Source organism: Photobacterium nomapromontoriensis (genome assembly GCF_050336815.1).
GTDB classification, from domain to species: Bacteria; Pseudomonadota; Gammaproteobacteria; order Enterobacterales; family Vibrionaceae; genus Photobacterium; species Photobacterium nomapromontoriensis.
Genome location: NZ_JAKJSL010000027.1, coordinates 1 through 25,431, shown reverse-complemented (window position 1 = coordinate 25,431; position 25,431 = coordinate 1). Strand labels below are relative to the sequence as shown.

General features: G+C 44.1%; 21 protein-coding genes and 1 pseudogene. 13 read left to right on the top strand and 9 right to left on the bottom strand.

Translation table 11 applies throughout. The annotated features are described in order from the left end of the window. Nucleotides 1-65 precede the first annotated feature (65 nt). Nucleotides 66-1,499 (top strand): Mur ligase family protein, encoded by a 1,434-nt coding sequence (locus tag L4D12_RS11270; RefSeq protein ID WP_428447935.1) that lies wholly within the window; start codon nucleotides 66-68, stop codon nucleotides 1,497-1,499. 104 nt (nucleotides 1,500-1,603) lie between these two features. On the opposite strand, the gene L4D12_RS11265 is transcribed toward L4D12_RS11270, so the two are convergent. Further along, complete coding sequence (locus L4D12_RS11265; RefSeq protein ID WP_428447934.1) at nucleotides 1,604-2,311, bottom strand: MaoC family dehydratase; 708 nt, start codon at nucleotides 2,309-2,311, stop codon at nucleotides 1,604-1,606. A 521-nt stretch (nucleotides 2,312-2,832) separates the two neighbouring features. Between L4D12_RS11265 and L4D12_RS11260 the strand changes: the two genes are divergently transcribed. Continuing rightward, the gene (locus tag L4D12_RS11260; RefSeq protein WP_428447933.1) at nucleotides 2,833-3,960 is read left to right on the top strand and encodes a serine hydrolase domain-containing protein; all 1,128 of its coding nucleotides are present in this window, start codon (nucleotides 2,833-2,835) and stop codon (nucleotides 3,958-3,960) included. Nucleotides 3,961-4,022: 62 nt separating this feature from the next. After that, a pseudogene (locus L4D12_RS11255) lies at nucleotides 4,023-4,288 on the top strand (alternative ribosome-rescue factor A). Here L4D12_RS11255 and L4D12_RS11250 read toward each other — a convergent pair. The 6 genes from L4D12_RS11250 to msrP form a co-directional block, all read right to left on the bottom strand. After that, nucleotides 4,281-5,303: an FUSC family protein gene (locus L4D12_RS11250; RefSeq protein ID WP_428447932.1), complete on the bottom strand. Its 1,023-nt coding sequence runs from the start codon at nucleotides 5,301-5,303 to the stop codon at nucleotides 4,281-4,283. The pseudogene L4D12_RS11255 and the gene L4D12_RS11250 overlap by 8 nt on opposite strands. Nucleotides 5,304-5,478: 175 nt before the next feature. Beyond that, on the bottom strand, nucleotides 5,479-6,885 hold the full coding sequence (locus tag L4D12_RS11245; protein ID WP_428447931.1) for an amidohydrolase: 1,407 nt from the start codon (nucleotides 6,883-6,885) through the stop codon (nucleotides 5,479-5,481). A 272-nt stretch (nucleotides 6,886-7,157) separates the two neighbouring features. After that, on the bottom strand, nucleotides 7,158-8,015 hold the full coding sequence (locus L4D12_RS11240) for a PA4780 family RIO1-like protein kinase (protein ID WP_428447930.1): 858 nt from the start codon (nucleotides 8,013-8,015) through the stop codon (nucleotides 7,158-7,160). 137 nt (nucleotides 8,016-8,152) lie between these two features. Beyond that, nucleotides 8,153-8,677, bottom strand: coding sequence for a hypothetical protein (locus L4D12_RS11235; RefSeq protein WP_428447929.1), 525 nt, complete (start codon nucleotides 8,675-8,677; stop codon nucleotides 8,153-8,155). Nucleotides 8,678-8,959: 282 nt separating this feature from the next. Then, entirely contained in the window at nucleotides 8,960-9,619 is a 660-nt protein-coding gene (gene msrQ, locus L4D12_RS11230) for a protein-methionine-sulfoxide reductase heme-binding subunit MsrQ (RefSeq protein ID WP_428447928.1), read from the bottom strand. Beyond that, nucleotides 9,619-10,632 (bottom strand): protein-methionine-sulfoxide reductase catalytic subunit MsrP, encoded by a 1,014-nt coding sequence (gene msrP, locus L4D12_RS11225; protein ID WP_428447927.1) that lies wholly within the window; start codon nucleotides 10,630-10,632, stop codon nucleotides 9,619-9,621. Before msrP ends, msrQ begins: the two co-directional genes overlap by 1 nt. A gap of 436 nt (nucleotides 10,633-11,068) precedes the next feature. On the opposite strand from msrP, the gene L4D12_RS11220 reads away from it, so the two are divergent. The 8 genes from L4D12_RS11220 (at nucleotide 11,069) to L4D12_RS11185 (ending at nucleotide 20,875) form a co-directional block, all read left to right on the top strand. Continuing rightward, complete coding sequence (locus tag L4D12_RS11220; RefSeq protein WP_428447926.1) at nucleotides 11,069-11,485, top strand: hypothetical protein; 417 nt, start codon at nucleotides 11,069-11,071, stop codon at nucleotides 11,483-11,485. Nucleotides 11,486-11,522: 37 nt separating this feature from the next. Further along, on the top strand, nucleotides 11,523-11,999 hold the full coding sequence (locus L4D12_RS11215) for a hypothetical protein (protein ID WP_428447925.1): 477 nt from the start codon (nucleotides 11,523-11,525) through the stop codon (nucleotides 11,997-11,999). Nucleotides 12,000-12,080: 81 nt separating this feature from the next. Then, nucleotides 12,081-12,935: a patatin-like phospholipase family protein gene (locus tag L4D12_RS11210; RefSeq protein ID WP_428447924.1), complete on the top strand. Its 855-nt coding sequence runs from the start codon at nucleotides 12,081-12,083 to the stop codon at nucleotides 12,933-12,935. A 297-nt stretch (nucleotides 12,936-13,232) separates the two neighbouring features. Further along, a complete protein-coding gene (locus L4D12_RS11205; RefSeq protein ID WP_428447923.1) occupies nucleotides 13,233-13,619 on the top strand; it encodes a PAAR domain-containing protein in 387 nt (128 codons plus the stop codon). A gap of 36 nt (nucleotides 13,620-13,655) precedes the next feature. Then, nucleotides 13,656-14,501, top strand: a complete 846-nt coding sequence (locus L4D12_RS11200) for a DUF4123 domain-containing protein (RefSeq protein ID WP_428447922.1) — start codon at nucleotides 13,656-13,658, stop codon at nucleotides 14,499-14,501. A 49-nt stretch (nucleotides 14,502-14,550) separates the two neighbouring features. Continuing rightward, nucleotides 14,551-19,746 (top strand): RHS repeat-associated core domain-containing protein, encoded by a 5,196-nt coding sequence (locus L4D12_RS11195; RefSeq protein ID WP_428447921.1) that lies wholly within the window; start codon nucleotides 14,551-14,553, stop codon nucleotides 19,744-19,746. A gap of 3 nt (nucleotides 19,747-19,749) precedes the next feature. Further along, entirely contained in the window at nucleotides 19,750-20,004 is a 255-nt protein-coding gene (locus L4D12_RS11190; RefSeq protein WP_428447920.1) for a hypothetical protein, read from the top strand. A 271-nt stretch (nucleotides 20,005-20,275) separates the two neighbouring features. Beyond that, nucleotides 20,276-20,875 (top strand): recombinase family protein, encoded by a 600-nt coding sequence (locus L4D12_RS11185; RefSeq protein ID WP_428448017.1) that lies wholly within the window; start codon nucleotides 20,276-20,278, stop codon nucleotides 20,873-20,875. A gap of 275 nt (nucleotides 20,876-21,150) precedes the next feature. On the opposite strand, the gene L4D12_RS11180 is transcribed toward L4D12_RS11185, so the two are convergent. Together L4D12_RS11180 and L4D12_RS11175 are read right to left on the bottom strand one after the other, a co-directional pair. Continuing rightward, nucleotides 21,151-21,723 (bottom strand): hypothetical protein, encoded by a 573-nt coding sequence (locus L4D12_RS11180; RefSeq protein ID WP_428447919.1) that lies wholly within the window; start codon nucleotides 21,721-21,723, stop codon nucleotides 21,151-21,153. Next, nucleotides 21,720-22,229 carry an AHH domain-containing protein gene (locus L4D12_RS11175; protein ID WP_428447918.1) on the bottom strand — a complete coding sequence of 170 codons (510 nt, stop codon included), beginning with the start codon at nucleotides 22,227-22,229 and terminating at the stop codon, nucleotides 21,720-21,722. The genes L4D12_RS11180 and L4D12_RS11175 overlap by 4 nt, the downstream gene beginning before the upstream one ends. Nucleotides 22,230-23,665: 1,436 nt before the next feature. Here L4D12_RS11175 and L4D12_RS11170 point away from each other — a divergent pair. Continuing rightward, complete coding sequence (locus L4D12_RS11170) at nucleotides 23,666-24,667, top strand: S-type pyocin domain-containing protein (RefSeq protein WP_428447917.1); 1,002 nt, start codon at nucleotides 23,666-23,668, stop codon at nucleotides 24,665-24,667. Continuing rightward, nucleotides 24,657-25,151, top strand: coding sequence for an ankyrin repeat domain-containing protein (locus tag L4D12_RS11165; protein ID WP_428447916.1), 495 nt, complete (start codon nucleotides 24,657-24,659; stop codon nucleotides 25,149-25,151). The genes L4D12_RS11170 and L4D12_RS11165 overlap by 11 nt, the downstream gene beginning before the upstream one ends. The last annotated feature ends 280 nt before the right edge of the window (nucleotides 25,152-25,431 follow it).

Below are 25,431 nucleotides of genomic sequence, written 5' to 3'. Positions count from 1 at the left end.
AATGTGTCATTATCTGATTCGTCGTTACGTTGAGCGACTATTACCCGAGAGGGTGAGAGTAATTAATGCAAACCAGCTACCGCACACATTTGGACACCTTACATTCGTTAGGGATGAACGCATTCAAAACACACAGCCAAAAAATCAACCCGGGTGATGTGTTCGTTTGTCGTCAGGGATTAACATGGGACAGCCATCTTTCTGTTGATGATGCGATTGAGCGAGGAGCGATCGGCGTGATTGCCAATCGGCCTCTGGATATTGATGTGCCGTGTTTGATCACGCCCAGTCACAGTACGGCGATCAGCCTCATAAATCAGTATTATGCATATCCTCAAGACAAGATTAAGCATATAGGTGTGACTGGTACCAATGGTAAGACAACGGTAGCCTATTGTTTGAGTCATATGCTTAATCTTCAGGGTAAATCGGCTTATACCGGCACATTAGGCAGTAGCTTTGATACTGCATTTTACCCACTGGATAACACAACGCCTGATGCCATCACCTTGCTTAATTTGTTCCATGCGATGGAATGTGCTGATGTTTCACACCATGTGATGGAGGTGAGCAGCCATGCCTTGTCACAAGACCGTGTGACTCATATTGATTTTGATGCGGTGATTATTACTAATATCGGCACCGATCATCTGGATTATCATAAGCATCGCGAAGATTACATTCAGGCAAAACTGCGCCTTATTGACCGATTAAAGCCGGGTGGTATTGCGGTTGTGAATCTTGATGATGAGCAGGTTTTGTCAGTCATGGAGCGCTGTCGTAGTCGTTGTGATGTCGTGACATTCAGTTGCGAAGACCGGAGTGCTGATCTTTTTGCCGATGAGATAATCTCTACCTGCCAAGGCAGTCACTTCTTACTGAATTATAAGGGCGAGGTATTTAACGTTGCCTCGCCGTTGCCGTTTCGTTTTAATGTCGAAAATATCCTTGCGATGATGGGATTACTCGTCGCGATAGGTTTCACTATGAGTGACGTGATTGACAGGGTAGCGGAGCTAAAAGCAGCACCGGGTCGCAGCGAAGTGTATCCGTTGGTTAACGATATGACTGTGATTTTAGATTATGCTCACAATCACGACAGTCTGCAGAACTTGTATAAAAATGTCCGTGAACACTGTCAGGGGCAGGTGGTTACCGTGATAGGTGTTACGGGGGAGCGTTTGGCGGATGCGCCAGAGATAGGTCAGTTGTGCAAAGCACAATCAGATTTCGTTTTCTTTACGACGGATAACCCGTTGGGAGTTTGCCAAAACGCGTTGTTTGATGCGTTGTTAAGCAAGATTGATAGCGGTACTCATGTAAAATGTATTCATGATAGGCAACAAGCGATACTGGAAGCGGCTGCATTGTTAGAACAGGGTGATGTGTTACTGCTTTGTGGTAAGGGGCATGAGCAATATCAATATATCAGCAACAACAAAAACGATGCTGAACTTTATATCGGCGATCTGGCTGCCTTACAGCTAGCCGTAAGTTAACTCAACGATCACTGCTGTCAGAGTGGTTATCAGGATGGGGGATAACACGTAACCAAAAACGATTAATGGGTTTTGGTTACGTGTTATAAATTCGTTGCAGTGTATTAGAAGTGTAACTGGATCACAGATTCAGCCACACAGCCAGGGCGGCGAACACCTTCAATGTGCACAGTTAATTCTTGTACTATCTCAAGGCCACGCTTAACAGGAGTGACAGATTTAATTTTGGTTGTGGCACGAATACGGTTATTCGATTTTACCGGGTAAGGGAATCGGATCTGATTGAACCCCATGTTCACAGTCATTTTAGCTGTTGGGTATTTTTGCTTTTCAGGATCAACACTGTCTGTCAGTACCGATAACAATGACAGTGTAAGGAAACCGTGTGAAATCGTCGTTTTGAATGGAGACTCTGCGCTCGCTCGCTCTGGGTCAGTATGGATCCATTGGTGATCTTCAGTTACGTCTGCAAATTTATTGATACGCGTTTGATCAACCATTAGCCATTCGCCGGTATGGATAACTTCACCAAGAGATTCAGTCAATTGGATATACAACGCTTCAGCTTCAGGTTTCATAACGATAGCAGCAGGTGCCGTTGCAATCACTTCACTTACTGCAGGTTGAGTGGCGACATCATCATTTGACGCTGATTGTTTTTCAAAAATAAACGCGCCTAACTGTGACTTATTTGTTTTATTGACAAAATCAAGCCAGTGCTCGCGTAAAGACGGTGAGAGTAAGTCTTTTAGCTCAAACGAATGTAGTGATAGACCTTCTCGTTTTTGCTTTAGAAAATCGACAACTTTCATGACTTGGAACCTTATTAAAAACTGCCCATATCTGGAACAAGGTGGTGTATTGTAACGGTAAATACAAACAATAAAAGGAAAATGTGTCACGGATCTCAATAATGCACAGGTCAGATGAGATAAATTGATTAATAATCAATAGCTTGCGGGTTGGTGATAATTGGGGCAAAAAAATAGACTGTTGATTGAAATAACATCAAACCTGACAGAAGCTTAACAAATTGGCTATTTTTGAGCTTACAACTGTTTCGCTATCCGCAGTATTATGTGATTAAAAGGAATAGACGTTATCCACTATTTTAAGCGTACACGTGTACGCAAAAAACAGTATTTTTAATTTAAAATAAACTATTCGCTAATTTAATAACCTGATTTTATCCATTTATTCTAGAGCAAAAAGAGTTACTTTTCTTATGGATGACGTCATATTTTTAATAGCATTGATTCTCATTGGCGAGAAGTGAGTATCATGGCCTTAGCAACTACGCTTATTGTGGTTTTCTGCTCAGGTAGTGATATTGATGAATGGGTATCAGAAGCTGTGCTATGCAACATATTTGACCATCTCTACCCAAAGCATTGCCGCGCCGCACGATCAAATGGCTATAGAGCTAGATAAATATGTGAAGGGAGTGGTAAGCAAAGGGGTGCCGGGTGCATCGTTAGCGGTTGTGATCAATGGTGATATTCGATTATTGCGTGGTTACGGCGTCACAAAAAAGGGAGGAAAAGAAAAAGTCGATTCAGCGACGGTATTTCCTTTGGCTTCTATTTCAAAGACATTTGCTTCTGCGGCTGTATCTATTCTTGTTGATCAAGGTGTTATTGAGTGGGATACACATATTATTCCGTATCTTGATGGGATTGAATTTAATAATGTGGAGTTAGGGAAGTCACTGACCTTGAGGCATGTTCTATCCCACACGACAGGGTTGGTCCCTCAGGCGTATTCTGATTTACTGGAAGATAATGTCAGTTATAGCCGAATATTACAGATGCTGAATCGGGTAAAGTTTGTTTGTGATCCGGGTAAATGCTACGGCTATCAAAATATTGTTTATAACCTCTCTGCTGACATGCTAAGTCTTGCTATTGGTAAAGATTATCCATCTTTTGTTAAAGAGCAGATATTTATTCCACTCAACATGGAACATGCATCTTATGGTATAGAGGAGTATAAAAAGGCTGACAATCGTGCAACGCCACATGTGCGAGTTAAAGCCGGTTGGGCGGCAGTAAAACCCGCACCTTATTATTACCGTGTGCCTGCTGCTGCTGGCGTGAATGCAAGTGCACAGGATCTGGCAAAATGGATGCTGGCACAGTTTGGCCATAATCCATCACTCTTGTCACCATCATCTTTGGCGGTTATGCATAAGCCTCATATTCGAGCAAACCAATATCGCTATCGGTCTAAACTAAGCAATGTACATTATGGCTTAGGTTGGCGAGTATTTGACTATCAGTCAATTACGGGGTTTATTCATCATGGCGGCTGGGTAAAAGGGATCCGGACTGAAATGGTGTTTAATCGTGTAACACAAACCGGCATCATCTTTTTGGCAAATTGTGAAACGGTTGCAGCACGTGAAATTGTGCTGCACTTTCTTAAATTGTATCGGCAGTATTATCCACCAGCCAAAAAATAAGCTAAAATCGGTTGAGTCCATAGGGGGAACGAGATGACCCTAGACCAAATGAGGAAACGATGATGAGTAAGTACAAATTGAAAGTCGCTGAGAATATTCAGCCAAATGGGCAACAGGGTACGCCTGAAGATACAGATCATGGACGCGGTGTTATTCGAGATAATGCATTAAAGGCCGTTGTGACCAGTACACTATTTCGTACCCGTATTGTTAAAGCGAAAAAAGGGAAGGGCAGCTTTCAACGTAAAGACAAACATTTAGGACGAGAGTCCTATTCAATAGCCGCTTAATTAAGCAACTACTGAATAGGACTTTTATTCTTAACTGAACAATTTGCTGCTGGCGTAAGTAAGCTGTGAAAATTGTCGTGCTAGTTCACGGTTAAGCCAGAGATAACCGAAGTAACTGATGTCACTGGTATCATCGTGTGGATGAGGGTGGCGTTTAGGCTGTAAGCTTAAAATGGTAATGTCTTGGGCAAGTACAACAAGGATTGATTTTTTTGCAACTTGTTCGCCCAATCGTTGAAATTGATTCGCTAATTGTTCTTTGGCGTGAGTTAAATCCGGCATATTGCTGATTTTATCTTTACCTTGCTGGGTGTCCCACTGCGTACTGATTAACGTTTCTAAATCAGCATATATCCGCTTTTCTATTAATAAGATATCTGAATATGTACTACTATTTTCTCCCGCTTCTTTTAGCACATGGGGCAGTAGACCTGCTTGCTTGTCAATAATACTCGCAAGTTTATCTGCGTGCATTGGGTCGAAAATATTGAGTGCCATCTCTTGGTTGTGGCGATGATAGTACAGGCAACTTTCTTGCAAAAATTGATTGAGTAAGTAAGTGAATTGGCTGGTAGCGCGGGTCGGGAAAATATAAAGGCTGGCGAGGATAGTCAAGATTCCTGCCCATAACACATTTAATACCCGCCATATTGCGGCATCAAAGTCTTCTGGCCCGCCACCTGCAACAACGACAAGCGTGACAGCAACAATGAGGGCGGCATAAGTGTATTTTTCTTGGGTGTAATACATCGAGCCGATGAGTAACGCGAGGAACATTAAGTGATGGGTCCAGTGCCATTGCACGGGGATGAGGAAAAGAGCCAGACCAATTACACCACCGATGACAGTACCTAAAATACGTTCTTTCGCTTTAGATAGCACCCCCCCGATGTATGGAATGGTACCTAAGATGGTAACGGCTGTAATTAGCGCCCAGTAGCCATAGGGGATATTGAAAATTCGGACCGTGAGCAAAATAAAGCTCATAACAATAGCCACACGTATCATATACAACAGACGTATATGCTGAATGGCAAAAAGTTCATAACGCATAATAAAAAGTACTTTGATGAAACGTGATCTTCTAATCATATAAAAAGTAGAGATAGATCACGAATTTTTTCTAATAGTGATTTTGTAAGTGAAAAAAAAAGCAGCAAATCAAATTGCTGCTTTCTTGTGACGAGGGGTCTTGCTTAATTAAACTGACGGGCAGTATGATGACGTGTTATTGAACAATTTCACCGCTTTCTACAACAGTTTTACGCACTTTGTCAGCAAACTTGAGTGCTTCTTCGCGGATCTTATCTTCATCAACCGTCAACATAGTACGATCGCTCATTAACACCTTACCATCGACGATAGTGTGCTTAACATTGGTCGCATAAGCTGAGTAGACTAGGGTTGAGTATGGGTTGTACATAGGCACCATGTTAGGTGCTTTTGTATCCACGACGATGATGTCAGCTAATTTGCCTTTTTCTAGTGAGCCAATGGAGTCTTCCATGTGAAGGGCACGCGCAGCGCCCATGGTTGCCATTTCAATCACTTTTACTGGGGGCATCGCTGCTCGATCTTTGTTGACCAGCTTATGGACTTTGGCAACTTGGTTGAATTCATCAAAGGTACTGATGGTGTTGCCAGACATTGGCCCATCGGTACCTAGGCCGATACGCAAACCATCATCAAACATTTTCAGTGCAGGCGAAACGCCTTTGGCTGATTTGATGTTAGCGCTCATGTTATGAGCCACACCCACATCATGCTTTTTCAGCAGTGCAATGTCGCTGTCACTAACATTAATCACGTGGGCACCGACAAGGTTTGGTGTAAGGGCACCAATGTCTGCCATGTATTCAACCGGTGATTTACCGCCACTGCGCTCAGCAATAACTTGATTCTCACGCTCAGATTCCGCTAAATGGATCATTACAGGTACGTCGTACTTCAGTGACAGCTTGGTGATTTTCTGTAGTGTTTCAGTTGTATTGGTATACGGAGCATGCGGCGCAAATGCAGGTGTAATACGAGGATGATCTTTATATTCTTCAATAAAGTTCACCGCATAATTAATGCCTTCGTCGGCATTGGCGGCATCAGCAACAGGGAATTTAATGACAGTTTCACCGAGTACCGCGCGCATACCGATCTCATCAACGGTTTTAGCCACTTCATCTTCAAAGTAGTACATATCAGCATAAGTTGTTACGCCACCTTTGATCATCTCAACATTACCCAGTTGAGCGCCAATGCGAACCATGTCACGAGAGACCAACTTGCTTTCAAGTGGGAAAATATAACGGTGCAAGCGATCAGGCACGTCATCAGCCATTGAGCGGAAAACTGTCATTGAAACGTGTGTGTGGGTGTTGATTAGGCCTGGCATCACAATGTCGCCATCGGCATCAATGATTTTTTTCGCTTTGTATTCTTCGATATCAGTGCCATCAGTTACTGCAAAGATTTTATTTTCTTTTACTGCAACTAAACCGTTTTCATACACGGTTTTGTCTTTGTTCATTGTAAGAACCGTTGCATTTTTGATCAAAAGGTCAACGTTTTCAGCTGAAAAAGCAGAGGTACTTACAAGGGATGTCGCTGCCAATGAAACAGCGAGAAGAGTTTTCTTGAACATGGTTACCACTAAACATCGATAGAATTGCGCAAATAATACCTAATGGCGATGTGTTTGAAATGAGTATTGTAATTGGGTGATACAAACTGTGACAAACGTCACTGAATGGCAGTCGTTAAGCAGTCTTTTCGTTTAAAAAAGAAGCCAATTAGAGCAGCGAAACGTTTGCTTTGCACGGTTTGTCGAGATTTATATGGTACAAACCAAGATGTGTGGTGTGACCCATACACATCTTGGTGATGCTGTTTTTGCGGGGAATTTATCTGATAATATTAGTCAATCGCATTCGATTCACGAATTCGATCTAATCGTTCCAGCTCTTCATTAAAAGCAGCGCTAATTTCGTCAAGCACCGTATCGACATTCACGACGGATGTATCATCCTCAAATAAACCGGTTAAAATGGTTTCAGGCGTTAATTCACCTTTTTCGTACAATGCCCACATTTCATCTGCATATCTTGTCTGGCGCAGTTCAGGTGCAAATTGTGAGTAATAATTGCGCATATTATTCACGTCACGGGTAAGCATGGCTTTGGCGTTGTTGTTGGCTGAAGCATCAACCGCTTGCGGCAAATCAATAATGACAGGACCATTTTGATCAACCAGCACGTTAAACTCGGATAAGTCACCATGAACAATACCGGCACAGAGCATTTTGGTCACGTAAACTATCATGGTAGCGTGATCGTTTAATGCTTGTTCTGCTGTTAGGGTCACGTCGTTGAGACGTGGGGCAACATCACCATTTTCGTCGGTGATTAATTCCATCAATAGTACGCCATCAATACAGGTATATGGTTGGGGAACTCTTACACCAGCAGCAGCACAGGTATAGAGAGCATCAACTTCGGCATTTTGCCAGGCTTTTTCTTGTTGCTCCCGACCGTATTTGGAACCTTTTTCCATCGCCCGGCTGCGACGGCTATTTTTACTTTTTCTACCTTCTTGGTATTGGGCCGCATTTTTAAAGCTACGCTTAATGGCATCCTTATATACTTTAGCGCAAGAAACCTCTTGGCCACATTGAACAATGTAAACAGTGGCTTCTTTGCCACTCATTAATTGACTGATCACCTCATCAACAAGGCCATCGTCGACTAGTGGTTGTATACGTATTGGTGTTTTCATAGCGTCGTTATACCTTACTTGGACGCAGAATATAAGCGATATATTGACCGCGAATACTCTTTATTATTTCTTTTCGTAATCGGCCCAATAATCACGTCAACAAGTATGGTGAGGAAGGGGCGAAATGGGATGATGGATTACTGCCAGCAATGTGCAGTAAGTAGTAGATATTTATGAACTATTTTACTACCGCTCTCTCGTTTTAATGGGTGGTGGATCTGAAACTGACACTGCGTCAACGGTAGTTTGGAAAGCTGTTCGGCTAAACTCATCTCCGGTGAAAGTAAACGGATACCGTCTTGCTGATAGTCCAATACATTGTCAGGTAATGCGCCTAACCACCAGGCCGGAATTTCTTTGCTGGCTTTACTGCGATCAAACCAATGATCAGCGACTATCACTAAGTGTTGTGGTTGGTTATCAGGCATCATTGACTGGGTGTTCATGATGGTGTTAACGAGGTTTTGTCTGCATGCGAGGTTGGCACTGAGTAGTCGATGCGCAATAACCCAGACAGTAAATTCATTGGTTTGAATGTGAAAAACAGGTTGTGGCAATAATGCACTATTTTGATGCTGAGTTAATTGGGCATGAATACCTGTTTTTTCCAGTGTGGTGACAATGCGTCGGCAGAGCGCTTTACCTAAGTGGTTTTCACACATACCTCGGTTATGAACCGTTGGATAATGCTGTTCACACAGCTGTAAGCAATCAGCTTGAAACCGTTGAATGCTAGTTGAAAGAATGTCAGAAAACAAATAGTGCCCTACCAAACCACAATGTTAACTAGAGGGGGAGTCCGTGCTTCCTCCAGTCATTACACAATAAATAGATCAATGCGTTTTTTAATCGAAAAACGCTAAACAATAATGCGTTGAATATCGTATCAGAAATCATGACTTCTTCTATCACATTTCAATTGTTTAGTGATCTTAGTGGTGGCTTTAGCGCCGAGTTGCTGATAATGACGACCAAGCCCGCAGAAATGTTTTATATCGATACGCTAATAAAATCAATGCAACGAGTATGTAAAGCGCAGGTTCAGTCACTCCCGATTTTACTGACCAAAAGTAATGGATAGGGGAGAGAAGTAGTGCAAGGTATACCCAGTTGTGCAGTTTTTGCCAATTAGCCCCCATCTTGCGCTGAATGTCCTTGGTTGATGTGATCGCGAGCATAAGTAGGATCAACCACGAGATTGCACCCAACGCTAAATAGGGACGGCTGATAATCTCTGAGACAATGAGCATGCCATTGAAGTTGAGGTCTAACGCCAGATAAATAACGAGATGAAGCACGGCCCAGAAGAAACTATAGAGCCCGATCAATCGACGGACTTTCATTAATTGCCCCTGTTTGAACTGTTTAGAGAGAGGGCTGATCATTAGCGTAATCAGTAATGTATTGAGTGCCGCTTTACCTGTAAAATGGCTTAGGCCTTGTACGGGATCCGCCCCTAGGCTCCCTGACAGGGTGAGTATGATAAGCTGAGCGAGAAATCCCAGAGAGATAACGTGAATGACTCCTTTTAACCATACAATGTGTTGAGGTGTCAGCCTTGGGATCTTACGGTGAAAGTCAGATGAACCTTGTGCCTTTTCCATTAATAGTTCCTCTTCAGATCCATGCCTTTGTATAAGCTGGCGACCTCTTCGGCATAGCCATTGAACATTTTGGTTGGCTGGCGTCGACTACTGAATAGATTTCCTTCGCCAATAAAGCGTTCACTGGACTGACTCCACCGAGGATGGTCAACCGTTGGATTGACATTGGCATAAAAACCGTACTCACTTGGGCCCAATACATTCCAAGTGGTAGGCGGTTGCCGGTCTGTCAGGGTGATTTTGACAATCGATTTGATACTTTTGAAGCCATATTTCCAAGGAACGACCAGCCTTAGCGGCGCGCCGTTTTGCGGTGCTAACGTTTTCCCATACAGCCCGACAGCAAGGAGAGTGAGTGGATGGATTGCTTCATCTAACCGTAACCCTTCAACATAAGGGTAGTCAATTCCTCCACCGATACGACGGGAAGCCTGACCAGGCATCTGTTTGGGGTCATATAGGGTTTCAAAAGCAACGTATTTAGCCGTACTGATTGGGGATACTTTTTTAAGTAAGGCAGCTAAAGGAAAGCCAATCCACGGAATATTCATCGACCAAGCTTCCACACAGCGTAATCGGTAAATACGCTCTTCTAACGGAAAAGCACGAAATATATCGTCATAGTCTAATGTTTGTGGGTGGCGAACCATTCCACCAACTTGTATTTGCCATGGGTCCGATTTAAAGTGCTGAGCCCGCTCCGCTGGATCGGATTTATCGGTGCCGAATTCATAAAAGTTATTGTATTGCAGTATCTTATTTTCAGGCGTTAATGCTAATTTTCGATCAGAGAGGGGAGATAACTGCGTCTCTAGTGGCCGTCTGTTATCGTTTGGCTTGGTTTTCTCATCACTGAAAATATCCAATATGCCAGCATGTGCCTGACTGGCAAGTGGCATTCCGATAAGCGTTATTCCCAGCTTTTTTAATATATCACGTCGTTTATGATAGATAGATTCTGGTGTGGCTTCGTTTTCTGTGAGCGACCAGCGCGCAGTTTTCTTGATCAGCATAGCTCTTCCTTATTTGGACATAACGCACAGTATGTCGCTCTAGAAAGATATAGACCCGCGACGAAGATAAATAATTTCATGTAGTCGTGTTAATTACTGTTGATAGATCGAAGGTTCAAGGGCTGCTGCTGGCGTAACCGTATCCTCATTTACGATTATGTTAATAATGAAATGTGTTTTATTTCTTGATATTAGATGAAAAATCAGTAGTGTTTCCCCGAAATTCGGTTACCTATAGCTAATTCTGTTGAGGTAACTTAGTTATATACCCAAGCTATCTCAAGACGCTCGTTTTAGCACACTTACTTCGGTGTCTAATCTACTTGAATGGGAATAGTCATTCCGCGCTAAAAATCCTTGAATGGAGCGAACTGACTCCACTCTGAGTCCTGCATATCGTGGTAACTTGGGTATAAGTAGTATCAAGGAACAATAAATGAAAAAGATCGGATTGTTTTGTGCCGCTGCTTTAGCGTTTTCGGTACAGACTCAAGCAGCCACAATGCCTTTTACTGCTGGTGTGTTCTTGGGGACGCCCACATCAGGTGTAACGGTACAATATTGGGATAGACTCCAGTTTGCGGTAGGCCTAGATACCTTCAGCGTCAGCGCTGATGCAAAGTGGTATTTTAATGAATTTACGGGAAGAACAGATTTAGCACCGTTCTACGTCTATACCGGTCTGCAATGGGTTGACGATAATCAACAAGAATGGGGGCCGCGTACCGGTGTTGGTGCTTCGCTTTATTTCCCTCGCTTTCAACTTTATGCAGAAGGAGGCCCAACATGGTACCTTCAGGATGAATCCAGTGTTGAATTTGAAGGATCGCTTGGGGTAAGGTTTCACTTATAACACGCTTTTAAGCTAAAAATTTGTAGTGAGTGAGTAAATGCAAGCCGTCAATGATTTCCATGCCAATTTAGAGTTGCAACATATTTACCTTGAAGCGTATTCAGAACGCTATCACTCACTGCGTCAATATTTCGAATCTTATTACTGCTATCGACACAACTTGATCACCCGCCAAAGTAAGCCTGACTGGGAGCAAATTTTTACGGTTGCGCCTCATTCACTGGAAGCTCTGTCATGTGCCGATCGGAAACAGACAGTTCGTGAATTGATGTTGCCACTGGTGGTTTTGATCGGAAAGCTTAAGGTCTTGGTCCGTGATGAACAATTGACCTTGGCTTCTATTCAGGCATTACTCGATGCTGAGCTTGATTATGTGATTTTGTCTCGCTCACAATGGCAGCAGTTGAAAAAAGAGGGCTTGCTAGAACGGATGCCTGCAGCATTTTATCAGCCTGATAGCCCTTATTATCGAGATTCCCTTTGCCGTTTTACGCTGGCAAATATTCAATTTTAGCGTCGCCGTATATCTGTTTTTTGTTAAGTATCTGTTTAGATATGGCTATTATTATAGAGTCAAAAAACAGAGGTAATGGTTATGGTTGAATTGGAACCAACGAATAAACCGGTATCTGCATTGGTTGTAGAGGGCGGTGCGATGCGTGGCATATTTGCCGCCGGTGTGCTTGACCAGTTTATGGATGTTGATTATCGACCATTTGATTTTTGTATCGGTGTATCAGCCGGGTCTACCAATTTAGCGGCTTGGCTTGCCAATCAGTATCGACGTTCTCACCGCGTGATTACCGACTATTCCTGTCGTACCGAATTTATTGATTTATACCGTTTCATTAAAGGCGGTCACTGGCTAGATTTAGATTGGCTTTGGGATATCACCATCCGTGAAATTGCCTTAGATCGCGAAACGTTGATGAATCAGCCAATCCCGTTATTTGTCGTCACCACTAACATTAAAACAGGAGAGGCGGCGTATATTCAGGCAACGGCTGAGAACTTACATGATTTGCTTAAGGCATCATGCTCGGTGCCCATTGCTTATCGGGATTATCCGACAATCGAAGGACAGGCAATGACAGACGGTGGTGTCGCTGATTCCATACCTGTTGTAAAAGCGTATGCCATGGGCGCAAGAGATATCACTGTCGTACTATCACGACCACGTGGATACCGGAAAGAGGCGCCACGTAGTCAATGGTTAGTGAGAAAATTGTTGGCAGATACACCCGTATTGGCGGACGCGATGTTGAAACGGGCCGAAAACTATAATAAAGCCATGGACTTTATCGATAACCCTCCATCGGACTGCAAACTGACTATTATCGTACCGCCTGATGATTTTAAGGTTGGCCGATTAACCACCGATCTCAACAAATTAGAACTCGGTTACCAGCAAGGTATGCAGGCGGGGCAACTGGGTCATAGTATAAGATAAGGTTAGATTTACCCCACTCACGTTGCTATTTTTATTTAAGTGTTTAAAGACATCCTTCGAATTTATATTGAACCGCTGACCATTAGCGGTTCATTGCTATTAATCATCTCAGACCAGATTAAGAAATAATGAAGTTTATCAGTTTCATTTTTCTATTAATAATCTCCACACTTGTTTATCTCCCTCTTGTTTTAATCCACATAATTCGTATTGTTATTCGCATATTTGCACGCCCGATACTGATACGGGAATAGGTGTTTTTGTCTTACTTTAATTTAGAACAAATGGGGTTGCACAATGGGAAAACCTGCCGCTCGTCTTGGTGATAATCATGTCTGCCCTAAGGTAACGTCTAAAGTGCCGCATGTGGGTGGGCCAGCTGCTGCGGGCTCTCCCAACGTTTTCATTAACGGGATGCCTGCCGCTCGTCAGGGCGACATGATGGTATGTATTGGCCCGCCAGACTCGATCAAAGGCGGCTCGGCCAGTGTGTTCATCAACGGAAAACCTGCCGCTCGGATGGGAGATACAACTGAACATGGCGGGATTATCATTAGTGGCAGTGGCAATGTGTTTATTGGTGATAAAGCAGGGGCGAGTGCTGGCCAAACGAAAACCTTATCATCCTCAGCGCCATTCTGCGAAGAATGTGAAGCGTGTAAGGACGGCGAGTGCGCGATTTAATTGTTGAGGGAAACGACGGTTGAAAAGGTGCTTAGTGTGCAGTTAGTGAGGTCGCATGCCGAGAAAAATGTCACCCAGGCGGATCATTCGGCCTCCGTCACTGTGGCAGAACAAGCTTTGGCTCAATGGTTAGCTGATGTTCCACTATCAGATCAGATTTATGCGGTAGTGAGCGGTGTTTGTGAAACAGAGCCGTTTGAACGTTATCAAGCACTAGAGCCACGACCGCATTTTTCGCCGCTTTATACTATTGAACCGTACGATATGTGGCTGGATGTCATGCCAAGGCTGGTCGCTATTGAAAAAGAATCACCTTTCTTGGATTGGTGTGCTGCTCAACCGTCGCGTGAATGGGGATGGTTGTTGAGTTCGCCGTTACCCGCGCATACGTTAGTGGATTATTTTTCCGGTTTAACCCAAGTAAAAACACAGCAAGGAAAAGCAGTGTTTTTTCGCTATTGGGACGGTCATTTTTTTAACATTATTTGCAATGTGATCGGTGATGAAATGGCACATTGGCTGCCTGTGGTGAATCGTTACTGGGTAAATGGTATCTCTTATACCACGCCAGCGACTTCGCCTGTATCACCGCCTCAAGTTTCACTATGGTGGACGTTGCCAAGGGGTTTGATGGAGGCCATTGCCCACGCAGATCCTGCGCCAGTCATTGCTAACTTATTGCAATTTATCAAGGAAGAAAAAGCACACCTGTATTTCAGTTTTCCTGAGCCAGCAGTTAGAGCCAAAGTGACACACTTTTATCATCGTTGGCAACAGCAGGAAGCGCACTGTGCTGAGCGGGTAGAAGATAACTTAAGCAGAAATAACAACGTGTTATTGTCTGCATTATGTCAGTCATTAAGCGATGACATGATTTTATAACTCTCTTCTTATTTAGCTACTACCAAAATAAAACGGAATGTCATTGAGTATGGATACCAACGCGACCTTGTTACCTGTCGATCAGATAAAAACTGATATTGTCGAAAGTTATCGCAACTGCCTATCTACTTATCGAGAGCAGACAGAAGAGGTGTTCTACAGTGGTTTATTGCGTGGCTTTCGTATGGACCAGCGATTGGTTGTCGAAGGCAATAATAAGAACGCTTCCATCATTGATATGGGTGATGGCCGTGCGTCAGTTACAGCAACATGCCCTAAAAGCGGCAAGTTAACCATCTACCATACATTCCAGTCTGTTTATTATTTGCCTATTGCTAATACACCATTTCAAGTGCGAAAAGGGGCAGTGCGAAATAGTTCAGGTTATGGTTATACCCATGGTGAGATTGTAAAAACAGGGACAATTGGTTCTGACGGTAAAGCGACCATTGAAGGCTTAGAACCCGGTGAGCGTTATCAGGTCGTTTTTTATCCCGATGTAAATGACGGGGATCTAAAAGGACTCTTTTCCTCTTACGATACCGTAATCAATACCAATATTGGGTGGCTGAATACACAGTGGGCGACCTTTGAACCTGAATGGGATCATTGGCTAAGTTTAACTGAGGGAGAGCAAGCCCTGCTGTTAGCCGAAAATACGGCAGAAGGGGTGGTAAAAGGCATTGGTGCGATATTGGAAGGCATGTGGGGAGTGCTAAAGAGTGTATGGGATGCACTGAAAGGGCTCATGAACTTTCTGCTTGATCCGATAGGAAATACTTTTAGCCTCGCAGAATCCATGATGGATTTTGATTTGAGTCAAATCCCCGAGTTACTCAAAAAAGCCAACACTTCAATCAGTAATGGCTTAGCCATTTTACAAGATGAAGCTTACCTGTATTTATTTGGTGCTGCATTTATTGCTTGGGCCAAAATGATCCCACCACAAACATTAGCGGCACTCGCTGGCGATCTGTTGATCGGCATCGTGTTTGATGTGGTCATTGGTGTCGTGCTTACTGGCGGGATAGGGCTAGCGGTAAAATACGGGGGTAAAACAGTAAAAACGGGCGCTAAGTTGGCGGATAACCTCAACGGGCTCAGAAAAGCGCCGGATGAAGACACGATCATCGCTGCGGTTGCCGATTTGCTCGGCAATGCCAAAGCATTGATGAAGCCGCATTTAGCGAAATCTAAAAAAATTCATGGTAATTCTCTCGCACCATTAGACCCAGACTACAGTGGTGAGACGCAATACAAAAAACCACAAGGTACCTCAGCCGCACAACAGCCCTCAGTCAGCACCTCACAACGTGACGTTGCCCCAGAAGCCCTATCAGGTAAGCAGGAAGACTTCATACCGAGCGATGAGCCTTCGACTTCGGTAACCAATGAAGGCCAACCACACACCACATTGGTGGAATCAAAATTAACCGATTCGGAAAAAACATCCAGTACCAACGACAATGGTGATGTTGCTAAGTCCGATAGTAAAACGACCAAAAAGAGTGAACCCATCTCCATGGTGACAGGGGAAGAGTTACTAACGCTACACGATGCCTCGCTAAAAGGGATGATGGCGTTTGACTGGCAACGCTATTACCGCACCAGTGCGGTTGAGCAAGAAGGGGTATTAGGCCACGGCTGGGTACACAGCCTAGAGCATCGACTGTGGGTTACCGATGGTCAGGTCTATTGGCGTGATCATGAAAGTCGTACCAACCAGTTTTCTGTACCGACTGTCTCTAAACCTGCGATTGTGAACTATAACGCAGGTACCGCGATCTACTTAGGGCTATCCCCAACATCGAGCGAGCAAGCCCAGGGGGTCATTGCGGAATACATACTCTGTCAGCCCGGGCAGCCGTTCTACCATTTTCGTATTGTACGCTCTGAAGATGCCTCACTGGAGGCCACAGGCTACCTAGTTGCATTGAGTGATGCATACAATAATCGTTTGGCTGTGCGCTACGATAAGCACTCGCGCATCAGTACCCTTGAAACCGAGCACAACACCGCGTTGCGTTTTAGCTATCAGAAGGTTGCCACTCGTACAGGCTTAAAAAAACACCCTCGCGACCGCTTAACGAGCGTTGAATTTGAATCTCGCGTTGACTATTTCGCCGACCCCAGTCGCACGACCCTCATGCGCTATCACTATAACGATGTGGGCCAACTCACGATTGTCGAAAATGCCGCCGGTGAACGGGAATATTACGACTACGACGCCGATCATGTGCTGATTTCCCGCCAATTTGGTGGCGGGCTGAAAATCCAATGGCAGTGGCAGGGTAAAGGCAAGCAGGTAAAAGCCCTTGCGTGTAACAGCAAAGCTCCCGCGCTCAAGGCTCAATTCCAATGGAAACCAGAATCAGGGAAATCCGTCGCGCGTTTTGATGACGCCACCGGCATAACCTATTTTCATGATGAATACGCCAACTTAGTCAAACAGGTGGCGGCCGATGGCACCACCACATTGTATGAGTACAACGACGATGGCTTGTTGCTGCGCGAGGAAGATCAAGATGGCATCGGCAAATCCTACCATTACGACAACAACGGAAACGTCAGCACACTCATCGACAAAGACGGCACCGTCACCCACTTTGACTACCACAAAGGCTACCTCCGTAAGGTCGAACGCGGTGATCAACGCTGGTTGTATCAACGCAATGATCAAGGCGACATTATCGCCAAAACCGACCCAAGCGGCGCGCTCACTCAGTATCAATATACCGAACAGGGCAAACTCAAAGAGATCCGCTATCCCGATGGTGGGTTGCATCAACTGGAATGGAACCATAGCGGCGAACTGGTCGCAGAGCGCCTGCCAACTGGGGATCACCGCACCTATCGTTATGATGAGCGCCACCGCCTGATCATACTGAAAGCTGAAAATGGTGCGATCACTCAATATGAATACGATGCCCTTGATAGGGTTATCTGTTTACGCGATTCAGGTAACCACACTCAGCATTACCGTTATAACGCGTTGGATAAAGTAACCCGCTATACCGATGAACTAGGGCGCACCACGCAATATCTCTACGATGTCGATACGGGGTTATTGCGTGAACAACATAACCCCAATGGCACGAAGCTACGTTATCAATATGATGAGCAGCGTGGCTTAATCACCGATGTCGAAAATGAATCTGGCGAGCATTATCGTTTAAAATACGACGTCAATGGTCGTGTCATTCAAGAAATTGACTTCGCGGGCCGTAACACCCAATACAGCCTCAATGCGCAAGGCTACCTAATAGCCAAAAAAGAAATCGGCAGTGCTGCGTTTGACTCCCCTGAATTAATCACCGAATTTGACCGTGACGTCATGGGGCGTATTACCCAGAAGCGTTTAGCTGATGGCAGGGTGATTGACTACCAATACAACGAGCAAGGCAAACTGCTGTCGGTGGACGATGGCGAACGACCATTGTTCTTTGAATATGACGAACTTGGCCAGCTAACTGCTGAGCATCAAGACTTCGCCACCTTGCGTTATGGTTATGATGAGCAAGGGCGTTTAACCAAAATGAAGCTGCCCGATGGTAACCGCCTCCGCTATCACTATCAGGTTGGCAGCTTACTCAACGGCATTGACCTAAACGGCGAGCCGCTCACTCGCCATGGCTACCAATACGGGCAAGAGATCTCACGTCGGCAAGGACAAGCACAAAGCCATTATACTTATGACGAGCAAGGGCGATTAACCCAGCAACAGCTGACCTTTGGCAATAGTCATCACGCCAATACCCGCGTACACCATGGCAGTGATTACAGTAAAGTGTTGCAACAACGCGACTACCGTTACAACGCCACCGGGCTGCTGGCAGAAATCACCGACAGCCAAAAAGGCAAGCTGTGGTACGACTATGATCCGCTCGACCGACTCACCGCTGTGCGCGGCGCGGTAGAAGAGCGGTTTGAGCATGACGCTAGCGGCAATGTGCGAGGCATGCACAACCAAGACGAGGCGCATAGCCAGGACAGATACGCGTCCAGCGAAGTAAAAGGCAACCGCCTGACGGTACAAGGTGATCGCAAGTTCGCCTACGACGCCTTTGGTAACGTTGCAACTGAATACCGTGGCAAAGGGCACAAGCTGGTCACCCATTATGAATACAACTGCCAGCATCGCCTAAGCAAAGTGCACCTGCCTAACGGCACCATCGCACAGTATTTCTATGACCCCTTCGGACGCCGTTACAAAAAACAGGTGAATGGCACTGAAACTTTGTATTTCTGGCAAGGTGAACGGTTAATCGCCGAAGAGGTAGCAGGTCAAGGCTACCGCAGTTTCATTTATGAGTTAGGCACCTTCCGGCCACTGGCGCAATTGGAAGGGGAAGGGCAACACGCCGAGTGTTATTACTATCAGTTAGACCACCTTGGCACACCACAAGAACTGTTCAATGCCAACGGCAATCTGGCGTGGATGGCCCAGTACCGCGCCTACGGTAATGTGAAGCGAAAAGTGGTGCACATGGTTGACACGCCACTGCGCTTCCAAGGGCAATATTTTGATGAAGAAACCGGCCTGCACTACAACCGCCATCGCTACTATAACCCCAGTACCGGCCATTTTTTGACCCCCGACCCAATAAAGCTCGCGGGCGGAATAAATAACTACCAGTATGTGCCTAACCCGATAAACTGGGTGGATCCGTTGGGGTTAAGTGCGGAAACGGGTTGCCCACAACCTCCTACTACTGCAGAACAAGATCAAAAGAGGCAAAAGCAAAATAATGAGATGCTTCAGGGAGTTGAACCTACAACTGTAGATTTTTATGTCGGCCCATCTGGACCAAGCTCAACATTACCGAGCACGGCATATAGATATGACCGCTATTTAAATGATGATGGCACCTTGAATGAGTGGGGGGGGAAAATGCTTGAAACAAAACAGGGGCAAGTTACATATTTTGGTTTTGATAAAATAGACTCTGCTAGTCAAGTTGCTGATGCATTTCAAATAAAAACATTAAAACACGTTGATACATCTGATCCATTTGATAGATCTTGGAGTGATGCTAGATTACGAGGTGAATTTAATACTCTTCAATTATATGATGAAAATGGCGTTCCAAAAGTGAGAGTTCCTAGAAAATTTGGAGATGCTGAGGATGAAGAGTTTGAGTATTTCACAGAAGCATATCCAGAATTTGGTAGTGGTGGAGCGCAACAATTACATGCTGATAGAAAGGTTATATATTTTGATGAAGTTGATATTCTTGAGGATTAAGTTATGGGTATGAGAAACGATTATCCATATCAAGAGGCAATATCTGATTTGGAGAAAATATTTGATAAATCAATATCGGATAAAAAGGTCAGGAGAGAAATGCAAGATCTATTAGATAAATGTAGGGAAAAAAAATCAGTACCTATGAGGTATATATACGAAAAATTTATCAAATATAGACGTGATACTTCTGACTTTACTGACGCTTCAGATGAGGATAAAAAAACGATAGATGATTTATTTCATTTTTGGGGATAGCCAATTTCACAAAGTGTAGTGGAATGGTAAATTTGGCCTTCTAATTGAAGGCTTTTTCGATCTTGGGGTAAATATCATCGTTATTCGGTCTGTTGAGCACATTCAAAGCGTTGTGTTAAACCGAAAAAAGCTAAAATTGAACAACAACTGGAGATTAAAAGGGTATACCCCAGCGAAACCACTCACCGCCCCGCATTGCAGTAGTTGCAAAACCACTTATAATGAACCAAATTGGGGAACCAACTTAAAATAAACCGATTTGGTGATAATGATGCTGATCCGTGCTTACCTGCGAGCTTCGACCTCAGAGCAAGATGCCCACCGGGCAAAAGATGAATTACGCGAGTTCATTACTGGCTTTAATCACCGCATTGCCGGTTACTACACCGAAAACCAATCCGGCACCAAGTTGGAACGGCCAGAGCTCAATCGGCTGATAGAAGATAGTGAATCCGGTGATGTAGTGCTGATTGAAAAAATGGATCGCCTCACGCGCTTGCCCTGGGGAGAGTGGAAAACCTTAAAGGCAAGGATCATGACTAAGGGGTTGGTGATAGTGGTGGCCGATCAGCCTATGACCCATGCCGTATTCAGTTCGGGCAAGCAAAATAGTATTACTCTCGCATTAACGGAATTTATGCTCGATCTCGGGGCAGCCATGGCCCGTGATGATCACGAAACTCGCCATAAACGCCAAGCACAGGGAATTGCTAAAGCTAAAGCCGATGGTAAGTATCGTGGCAGGCGTGCAAACGTGGCCTTGCATCAGGATATACGCGATCAGTTAACGTTAGGCCGCAGTTATTCGCAGATACAAGAGAAGTTGGGGTGTAGTCGGGCGACGATAGCGCGAGTGGTGAAGGAAAGTTAGGGTTTTGGTTTGATATGGGGGGGCTTCATAACACGGTTATGCCCCAAACCTTCTCAGCCCCACGAACTGGCCGTTTAACGATCACTGTAATAAGATGATCAAGGTCGCTCCGGCGGCCTTTTTCGTTTAGCGCGATTAGGGTGATCAGTTAACGTTAAGCAGTAGTCAACAAGATAAGTTAGGGGTAGCGGGGTGGCGCTACCCCAGTTTAGCTAATGCTTCTGGCTGTCTTTAAGGTGCTGTTTTATCAATCCAAAATAAAGAGATCAACACCATTAAAAAATCGCGAGTAGGTCAGTTTCATATCTTAATCCTTTAAACAGATGTTGCTCACAGAGTTCTTTAAAATGTTCCGTCGCATAAAGGGCTTGGCATCCCTGAAGCTTTGACTTGAAGAGGTAACGTCCTGCCACATCTATGTCGTCAAAAAAGAGTGTATCTATCCCATCTTCGATCCCATCAAGGTACTTTTTTACACAGGTAGTTTCGTCTTCTTGCCCAAATGACAGGCAGTTGAAAATATAATAATTTTCACCATCAGCTGTAATCGGCAGAAACTCACCTTCATTACACAGTTCTTCATTTAATGAAGCATAGGCTTTAGCGTTTAAGACTAAATATGTGCTGGCCCAAAGTGAGACATCCGGTACAACAGAATCCTTGCCTAATACATCGCCAAATGTGGATTTTACGTTTTTCCAGATAGGTAACAAAGATGTGTTTTGAGATCTTTGTTTATGTAGCGCCATTAGGTGCTCTTCACCAATCTGCTCAAGTAAATCATCGAGTCCAAGCTGTAATTCTCTAAAATCTTCAGGTCGTTCTTTTAATTGGTAGATTTGCATCATTCACCTTTCCACTCTAGGGTCTTTTTCTCAATAATCTGTGTTGGGTATGTTCCTGTTTTAAGTTTGTTTTTTATACTCCTTAACCGATTGACATAAACAGATTCCGGCAATGAATCGTTGGATAATAAAGAGGTAATCCATGTTTCGTAGTTATAGCGGTGGATCTCTTTATGAGCCGGTGCAAGTGGTGATGCCCAATGCCCTTTATCAGCCTTCGTTCTCGGTAACCAAACACCATTAATTGGGTCGTTGATTCCAATGCCAAAGACATGGAGATTTAATCTGGCTAACATCATTTGCATCTTACGAAATCGCCCTGTCCCCATGACGATGTGATGGGGATCGTGAATAGTACTCGGTTTCGGCTCACCTATTGCGGTAAGGTTCCGTGATAATACCGTTGTAGGGTGATGCGGCTCTTTTTTTAGCTCATTGGGGGACTTTTCTTTATTGCTTTCACGGTACTCTGTTAGTGATGTTTGGATCTGAACTTGCGCTGCAAGCATACGCCTCTGTCGCTTGAGGTGTTCCCAATCCTGGTTAAAATCTTTTTCTCTTTTAGCCTGTGACTTTAACGTTTCATTAACGACAGATTGTGCCGCTCGTTTGTTGTGAAACGTGATCGCTTCACTTCATAACGATGTATGGCCAACTCAAGTGGTCTGGGGTTAGAGGGTCGTTGTGGGATCGCCAAGGGTTTGTATTTCTGCATTACTATCATCCATGTAGTTGCATATTCGAGATAATGTAACTACTCAGGCAAGCTTAATCAATTAAGGTTTTAAGCAAAGAGGATTAAAGGGAAGTGGTTTAACGAAATTTGCGATGAGATCTAGCTTAAACGTCCAGTTCTCCTTTTTCTACTTGCTAGAAGTAACCGTGTTTCCCACAATTTTTGAAACATAACCACATGATTTTAAATCGTTAAATAAAGTTACGTAAGTTATTCTTGTTCCGTAAGGTTCATAAGTTACGTAACTCTATTAAATGAGTTTGAATCGGTTCGCTTTCCACTCTGCACCATCTATCAGGCCGTGATGATCATGTAACCCGCCATAAACGCCAAGCACAGGGGATCGCCAAGGCCAAAGCCGAAGGTAAGTATCATGGCAGGCGTACAAACGTGGCCTTGCATCAGGATATACGCGATCAGTTAACGTTGGGCCGCAGTTACTCACAGATACAAGTGAAGTTAGGGTGCAGTCGGGCGACGATAGCGCGGGTGGTGAAGGAGAGTTAGCGCTTAGCCAGCTTTGTCATAGTGTATGTAAGATTTAATAAAGCCGTTTTCTAGTAAAGACATACCGTGCTAGGTAACGCCTCGTGTTGATAGGCAAATGGGTTCTAGGCGCGATTTAAAGGGGACTTTCAGGTGTATTGGAACAGTCCATGCAACTTACTTTTGCAATGGGTTTTAGTGAAAATGTCGTCGTTTTTCTCTGTTATTGATGTCGAAATGATGCTTTTATAGCTTATCCTCCCTCTTTGTATTTTTGGCTATCTCTCCGTCTAAATTGAAGCGATATCATACGTGCCTATTTATCGTGGAAAATGGTTGGGCGATGTCTCATTGTGAATTGATACAAAAAAAATTGCCTCTAGCTCTGGAGGGGGCTACAAGCCTCTTCATGATTGTGAAATTGAAAAACCTCAAGAACCTCAAGAGCGTAAGGAAACGTTAAGAGAGTGTTTTCGTCGCCAACAACTTGAGCGTAGAGGTGAACTGGCTTTTACACCAGAAGACGAGGCGCGATGGGCGGCCAATTGTAATCGTGCGCTTGCTGAGCGAAAAGTTTTTGCGAAGTCATGCTCCCAGCTTCTTGGTAATACAAACGCGTGTTCAGAAAAGGAATCCATCAGTAATGCCTTTCGTTTTTGGGGCTTCTTTTTTGGTACGGCTGAAGCGGCTGTACCTATAGCCGCTGTGGCGAGCTCTGAGACGGTGCTTGGTGTTGGTGCGGCACAAAATAGAGCAACCAATGAAAAAGCAGCCTTAGCGTTGACTAAAGTAGCGGGTAACTTTAAAGATAAAGCGTTAGATAACTATCGCTTTACGGTTGAAACCTCACCCGTTATGTCTGTTGCGATAATGCTTTTTAAAGCATTACAAATAGGGGATAAAACGCAGTATACGGAAGATGAATTACGAGAAATGAAAGAGGCGCAAAGCCGTATTCGTGTTCACCTCAGCGAGCCGGAGATTGGTTATATTTACCCTACGGTGCGCGCGTATCATGTTAATGATACTCGTATCCCTGTTCGTTATGTCGGAAAAAATGAACAAGGCCAATATTCGGTTGCATTAGAAGAAAATGGGTCGACAATCTATTGGTCTCCTGATGAAAGTGGTGAGCAAGTACCGCATACCCCACCATCACAAGATGATGGGGAGTCATTCAGTGATATTTGGGTAAATCCACTGAGTGATGCAGCTAATGACCCATCAACTGCATTACCCATCCCCGAAGAGAGTGATTGGCGTGATGCGATTTTGGTGTTTCCTGTTGGTTCAGGTATCGAGCCACTGTATGTGGTGTTTCAATTAAGAGGACCGAATGGAAGGTTTATTTCATCAGGTGAGCCAAAACCATCATTACAACGTCCGTCATTAAGGGCAGAGACAAAACGTCAAATTGAGGCTAATGCAGAAAAAGATGCGAATGGTAATTTTATTGATGGAGATGATGAGATCATTTTAGAATGGCATTATGGGCATAAAACTGGAGTGGAAAATCGCCGAATATTGAAAGCTGCAGATGAAATAGGGATGTCTCAAGAAGAATTGAATGATTTTATGAACTCTCGACCCGATTATTATCAGATAGAAGATGCTAAGAAAAACTTAAGTCATAAGGATGAGAAGTCGGGAACTGGAGAGTTGAACAAAATTAAACGTGATATGAAGAAATTTTTGAACAAAAAGGTAACCCATAATGAGTTATGAACTTTATGAAGCAATTGCAGATGGCGACCTAGATAAAGCTGATCAGATTATATCTAGCGGAGAGAATGTTAATTTCGTTACGGCTAACGATAAATGGACATATTTACATCAAATAGCCGATACAGATGATGCACCAATAAAATCTATTCAATTCTTACTCGATAAAGGATTAGACGTCAATGCTATTGATTCTTACGGTAACACTCCTTTGATTTACGCTGTTCGTCAGCGAAATCTAGAGGGTGTTCGTTTGCTGTTAGAAAATGGTGCAGATAAATTAATAGAACATGAAAATCTTGATGCTGTAAGTGCTTTGAGAATGACTTTAATCGGTGGTGGTTATAATCATGATGTGATAAGAGCATTGTTAGAATATGGTGCAAACCCTGACAAGAAAAACCACCGAGGTAAGACTGTTAGAGATAGAGTTAAAATAGTCGCAGGATTGCCAAATAATATACAAGCTCTGTTTGCAAAGTATTAAGTTACTTAGTAATCTTTTTCGGAATGACATCGAGTTAGTACGCATAAAATATGTGATGTTAAATGACCGCCCATCGTGGCGGTTTTTTTGTTTGCCCAGCGAAGCTGGCAAACCCGTCAGGTTGCAAGAAACCTGAATCACCCCGACTGAGGGGAAGATAATCCGAATCGCAAGGGCGTTGCTGGCCAACGGCAGGGTCTGAAGGAAGCGATAGGAAGTTAACAGTACACAACGAAAGTGAACCTGATTCGGCAGTCTAGGTGGGTAAGCGTGCAAAATA

What these genes read in the sequence shown, in the direction of transcription:
- L4D12_RS11205 (WP_428447923.1), top strand. Translation starts at nt 13,233, where the DNA reads ATGGGAAAACCTGCCGCTCGTCTTGGTGATAATCATGTCTGCCCTAAG.
- L4D12_RS11265 (WP_428447934.1), bottom strand. Translation starts at nt 2,311, where the DNA reads ATGAAAGTTGTCGATTTTCTAAAGCAAAAACGAGAAGGTCTATCACTA.
- L4D12_RS11195 (WP_428447921.1), top strand. Translation starts at nt 14,551, where the DNA reads ATGGATACCAACGCGACCTTGTTACCTGTCGATCAGATAAAAACTGAT.
- msrP (WP_428447927.1), bottom strand. Translation starts at nt 10,632, where the DNA reads ATGCTGATCAAGAAAACTGCGCGCTGGTCGCTCACAGAAAACGAAGCC.
- L4D12_RS11270 (WP_428447935.1), top strand. Translation starts at nt 66, where the DNA reads ATGCAAACCAGCTACCGCACACATTTGGACACCTTACATTCGTTAGGG.
- msrQ (WP_428447928.1), bottom strand. Translation starts at nt 9,619, where the DNA reads ATGGAAAAGGCACAAGGTTCATCTGACTTTCACCGTAAGATCCCAAGG.
- L4D12_RS11240 (WP_428447930.1), bottom strand. Translation starts at nt 8,015, where the DNA reads ATGAAAACACCAATACGTATACAACCACTAGTCGACGATGGCCTTGTT.
- L4D12_RS11245 (WP_428447931.1), bottom strand. Translation starts at nt 6,885, where the DNA reads ATGTTCAAGAAAACTCTTCTCGCTGTTTCATTGGCAGCGACATCCCTT.
- L4D12_RS11220 (WP_428447926.1), top strand. Translation starts at nt 11,069, where the DNA reads ATGAAAAAGATCGGATTGTTTTGTGCCGCTGCTTTAGCGTTTTCGGTA.
- L4D12_RS11165 (WP_428447916.1), top strand. Translation starts at nt 24,657, where the DNA reads ATGAGTTATGAACTTTATGAAGCAATTGCAGATGGCGACCTAGATAAA.
- L4D12_RS11250 (WP_428447932.1), bottom strand. Translation starts at nt 5,303, where the DNA reads ATGCGTTATGAACTTTTTGCCATTCAGCATATACGTCTGTTGTATATG.
- L4D12_RS11235 (WP_428447929.1), bottom strand. Translation starts at nt 8,677, where the DNA reads ATGTGTGAAAACCACTTAGGTAAAGCGCTCTGCCGACGCATTGTCACC.
- L4D12_RS11180 (WP_428447919.1), bottom strand. Translation starts at nt 21,723, where the DNA reads ATGATGCAAATCTACCAATTAAAAGAACGACCTGAAGATTTTAGAGAA.
- L4D12_RS11260 (WP_428447933.1), top strand. Translation starts at nt 2,833, where the DNA reads ATGAATGGGTATCAGAAGCTGTGCTATGCAACATATTTGACCATCTCT.
- L4D12_RS11190 (WP_428447920.1), top strand. Translation starts at nt 19,750, where the DNA reads ATGGGTATGAGAAACGATTATCCATATCAAGAGGCAATATCTGATTTG.
- L4D12_RS11175 (WP_428447918.1), bottom strand. Translation starts at nt 22,229, where the DNA reads ATGCTTGCAGCGCAAGTTCAGATCCAAACATCACTAACAGAGTACCGT.
- L4D12_RS11215 (WP_428447925.1), top strand. Translation starts at nt 11,523, where the DNA reads ATGCAAGCCGTCAATGATTTCCATGCCAATTTAGAGTTGCAACATATT.
- L4D12_RS11210 (WP_428447924.1), top strand. Translation starts at nt 12,081, where the DNA reads ATGGTTGAATTGGAACCAACGAATAAACCGGTATCTGCATTGGTTGTA.
- L4D12_RS11185 (WP_428448017.1), top strand. Translation starts at nt 20,276, where the DNA reads ATGCTGATCCGTGCTTACCTGCGAGCTTCGACCTCAGAGCAAGATGCC.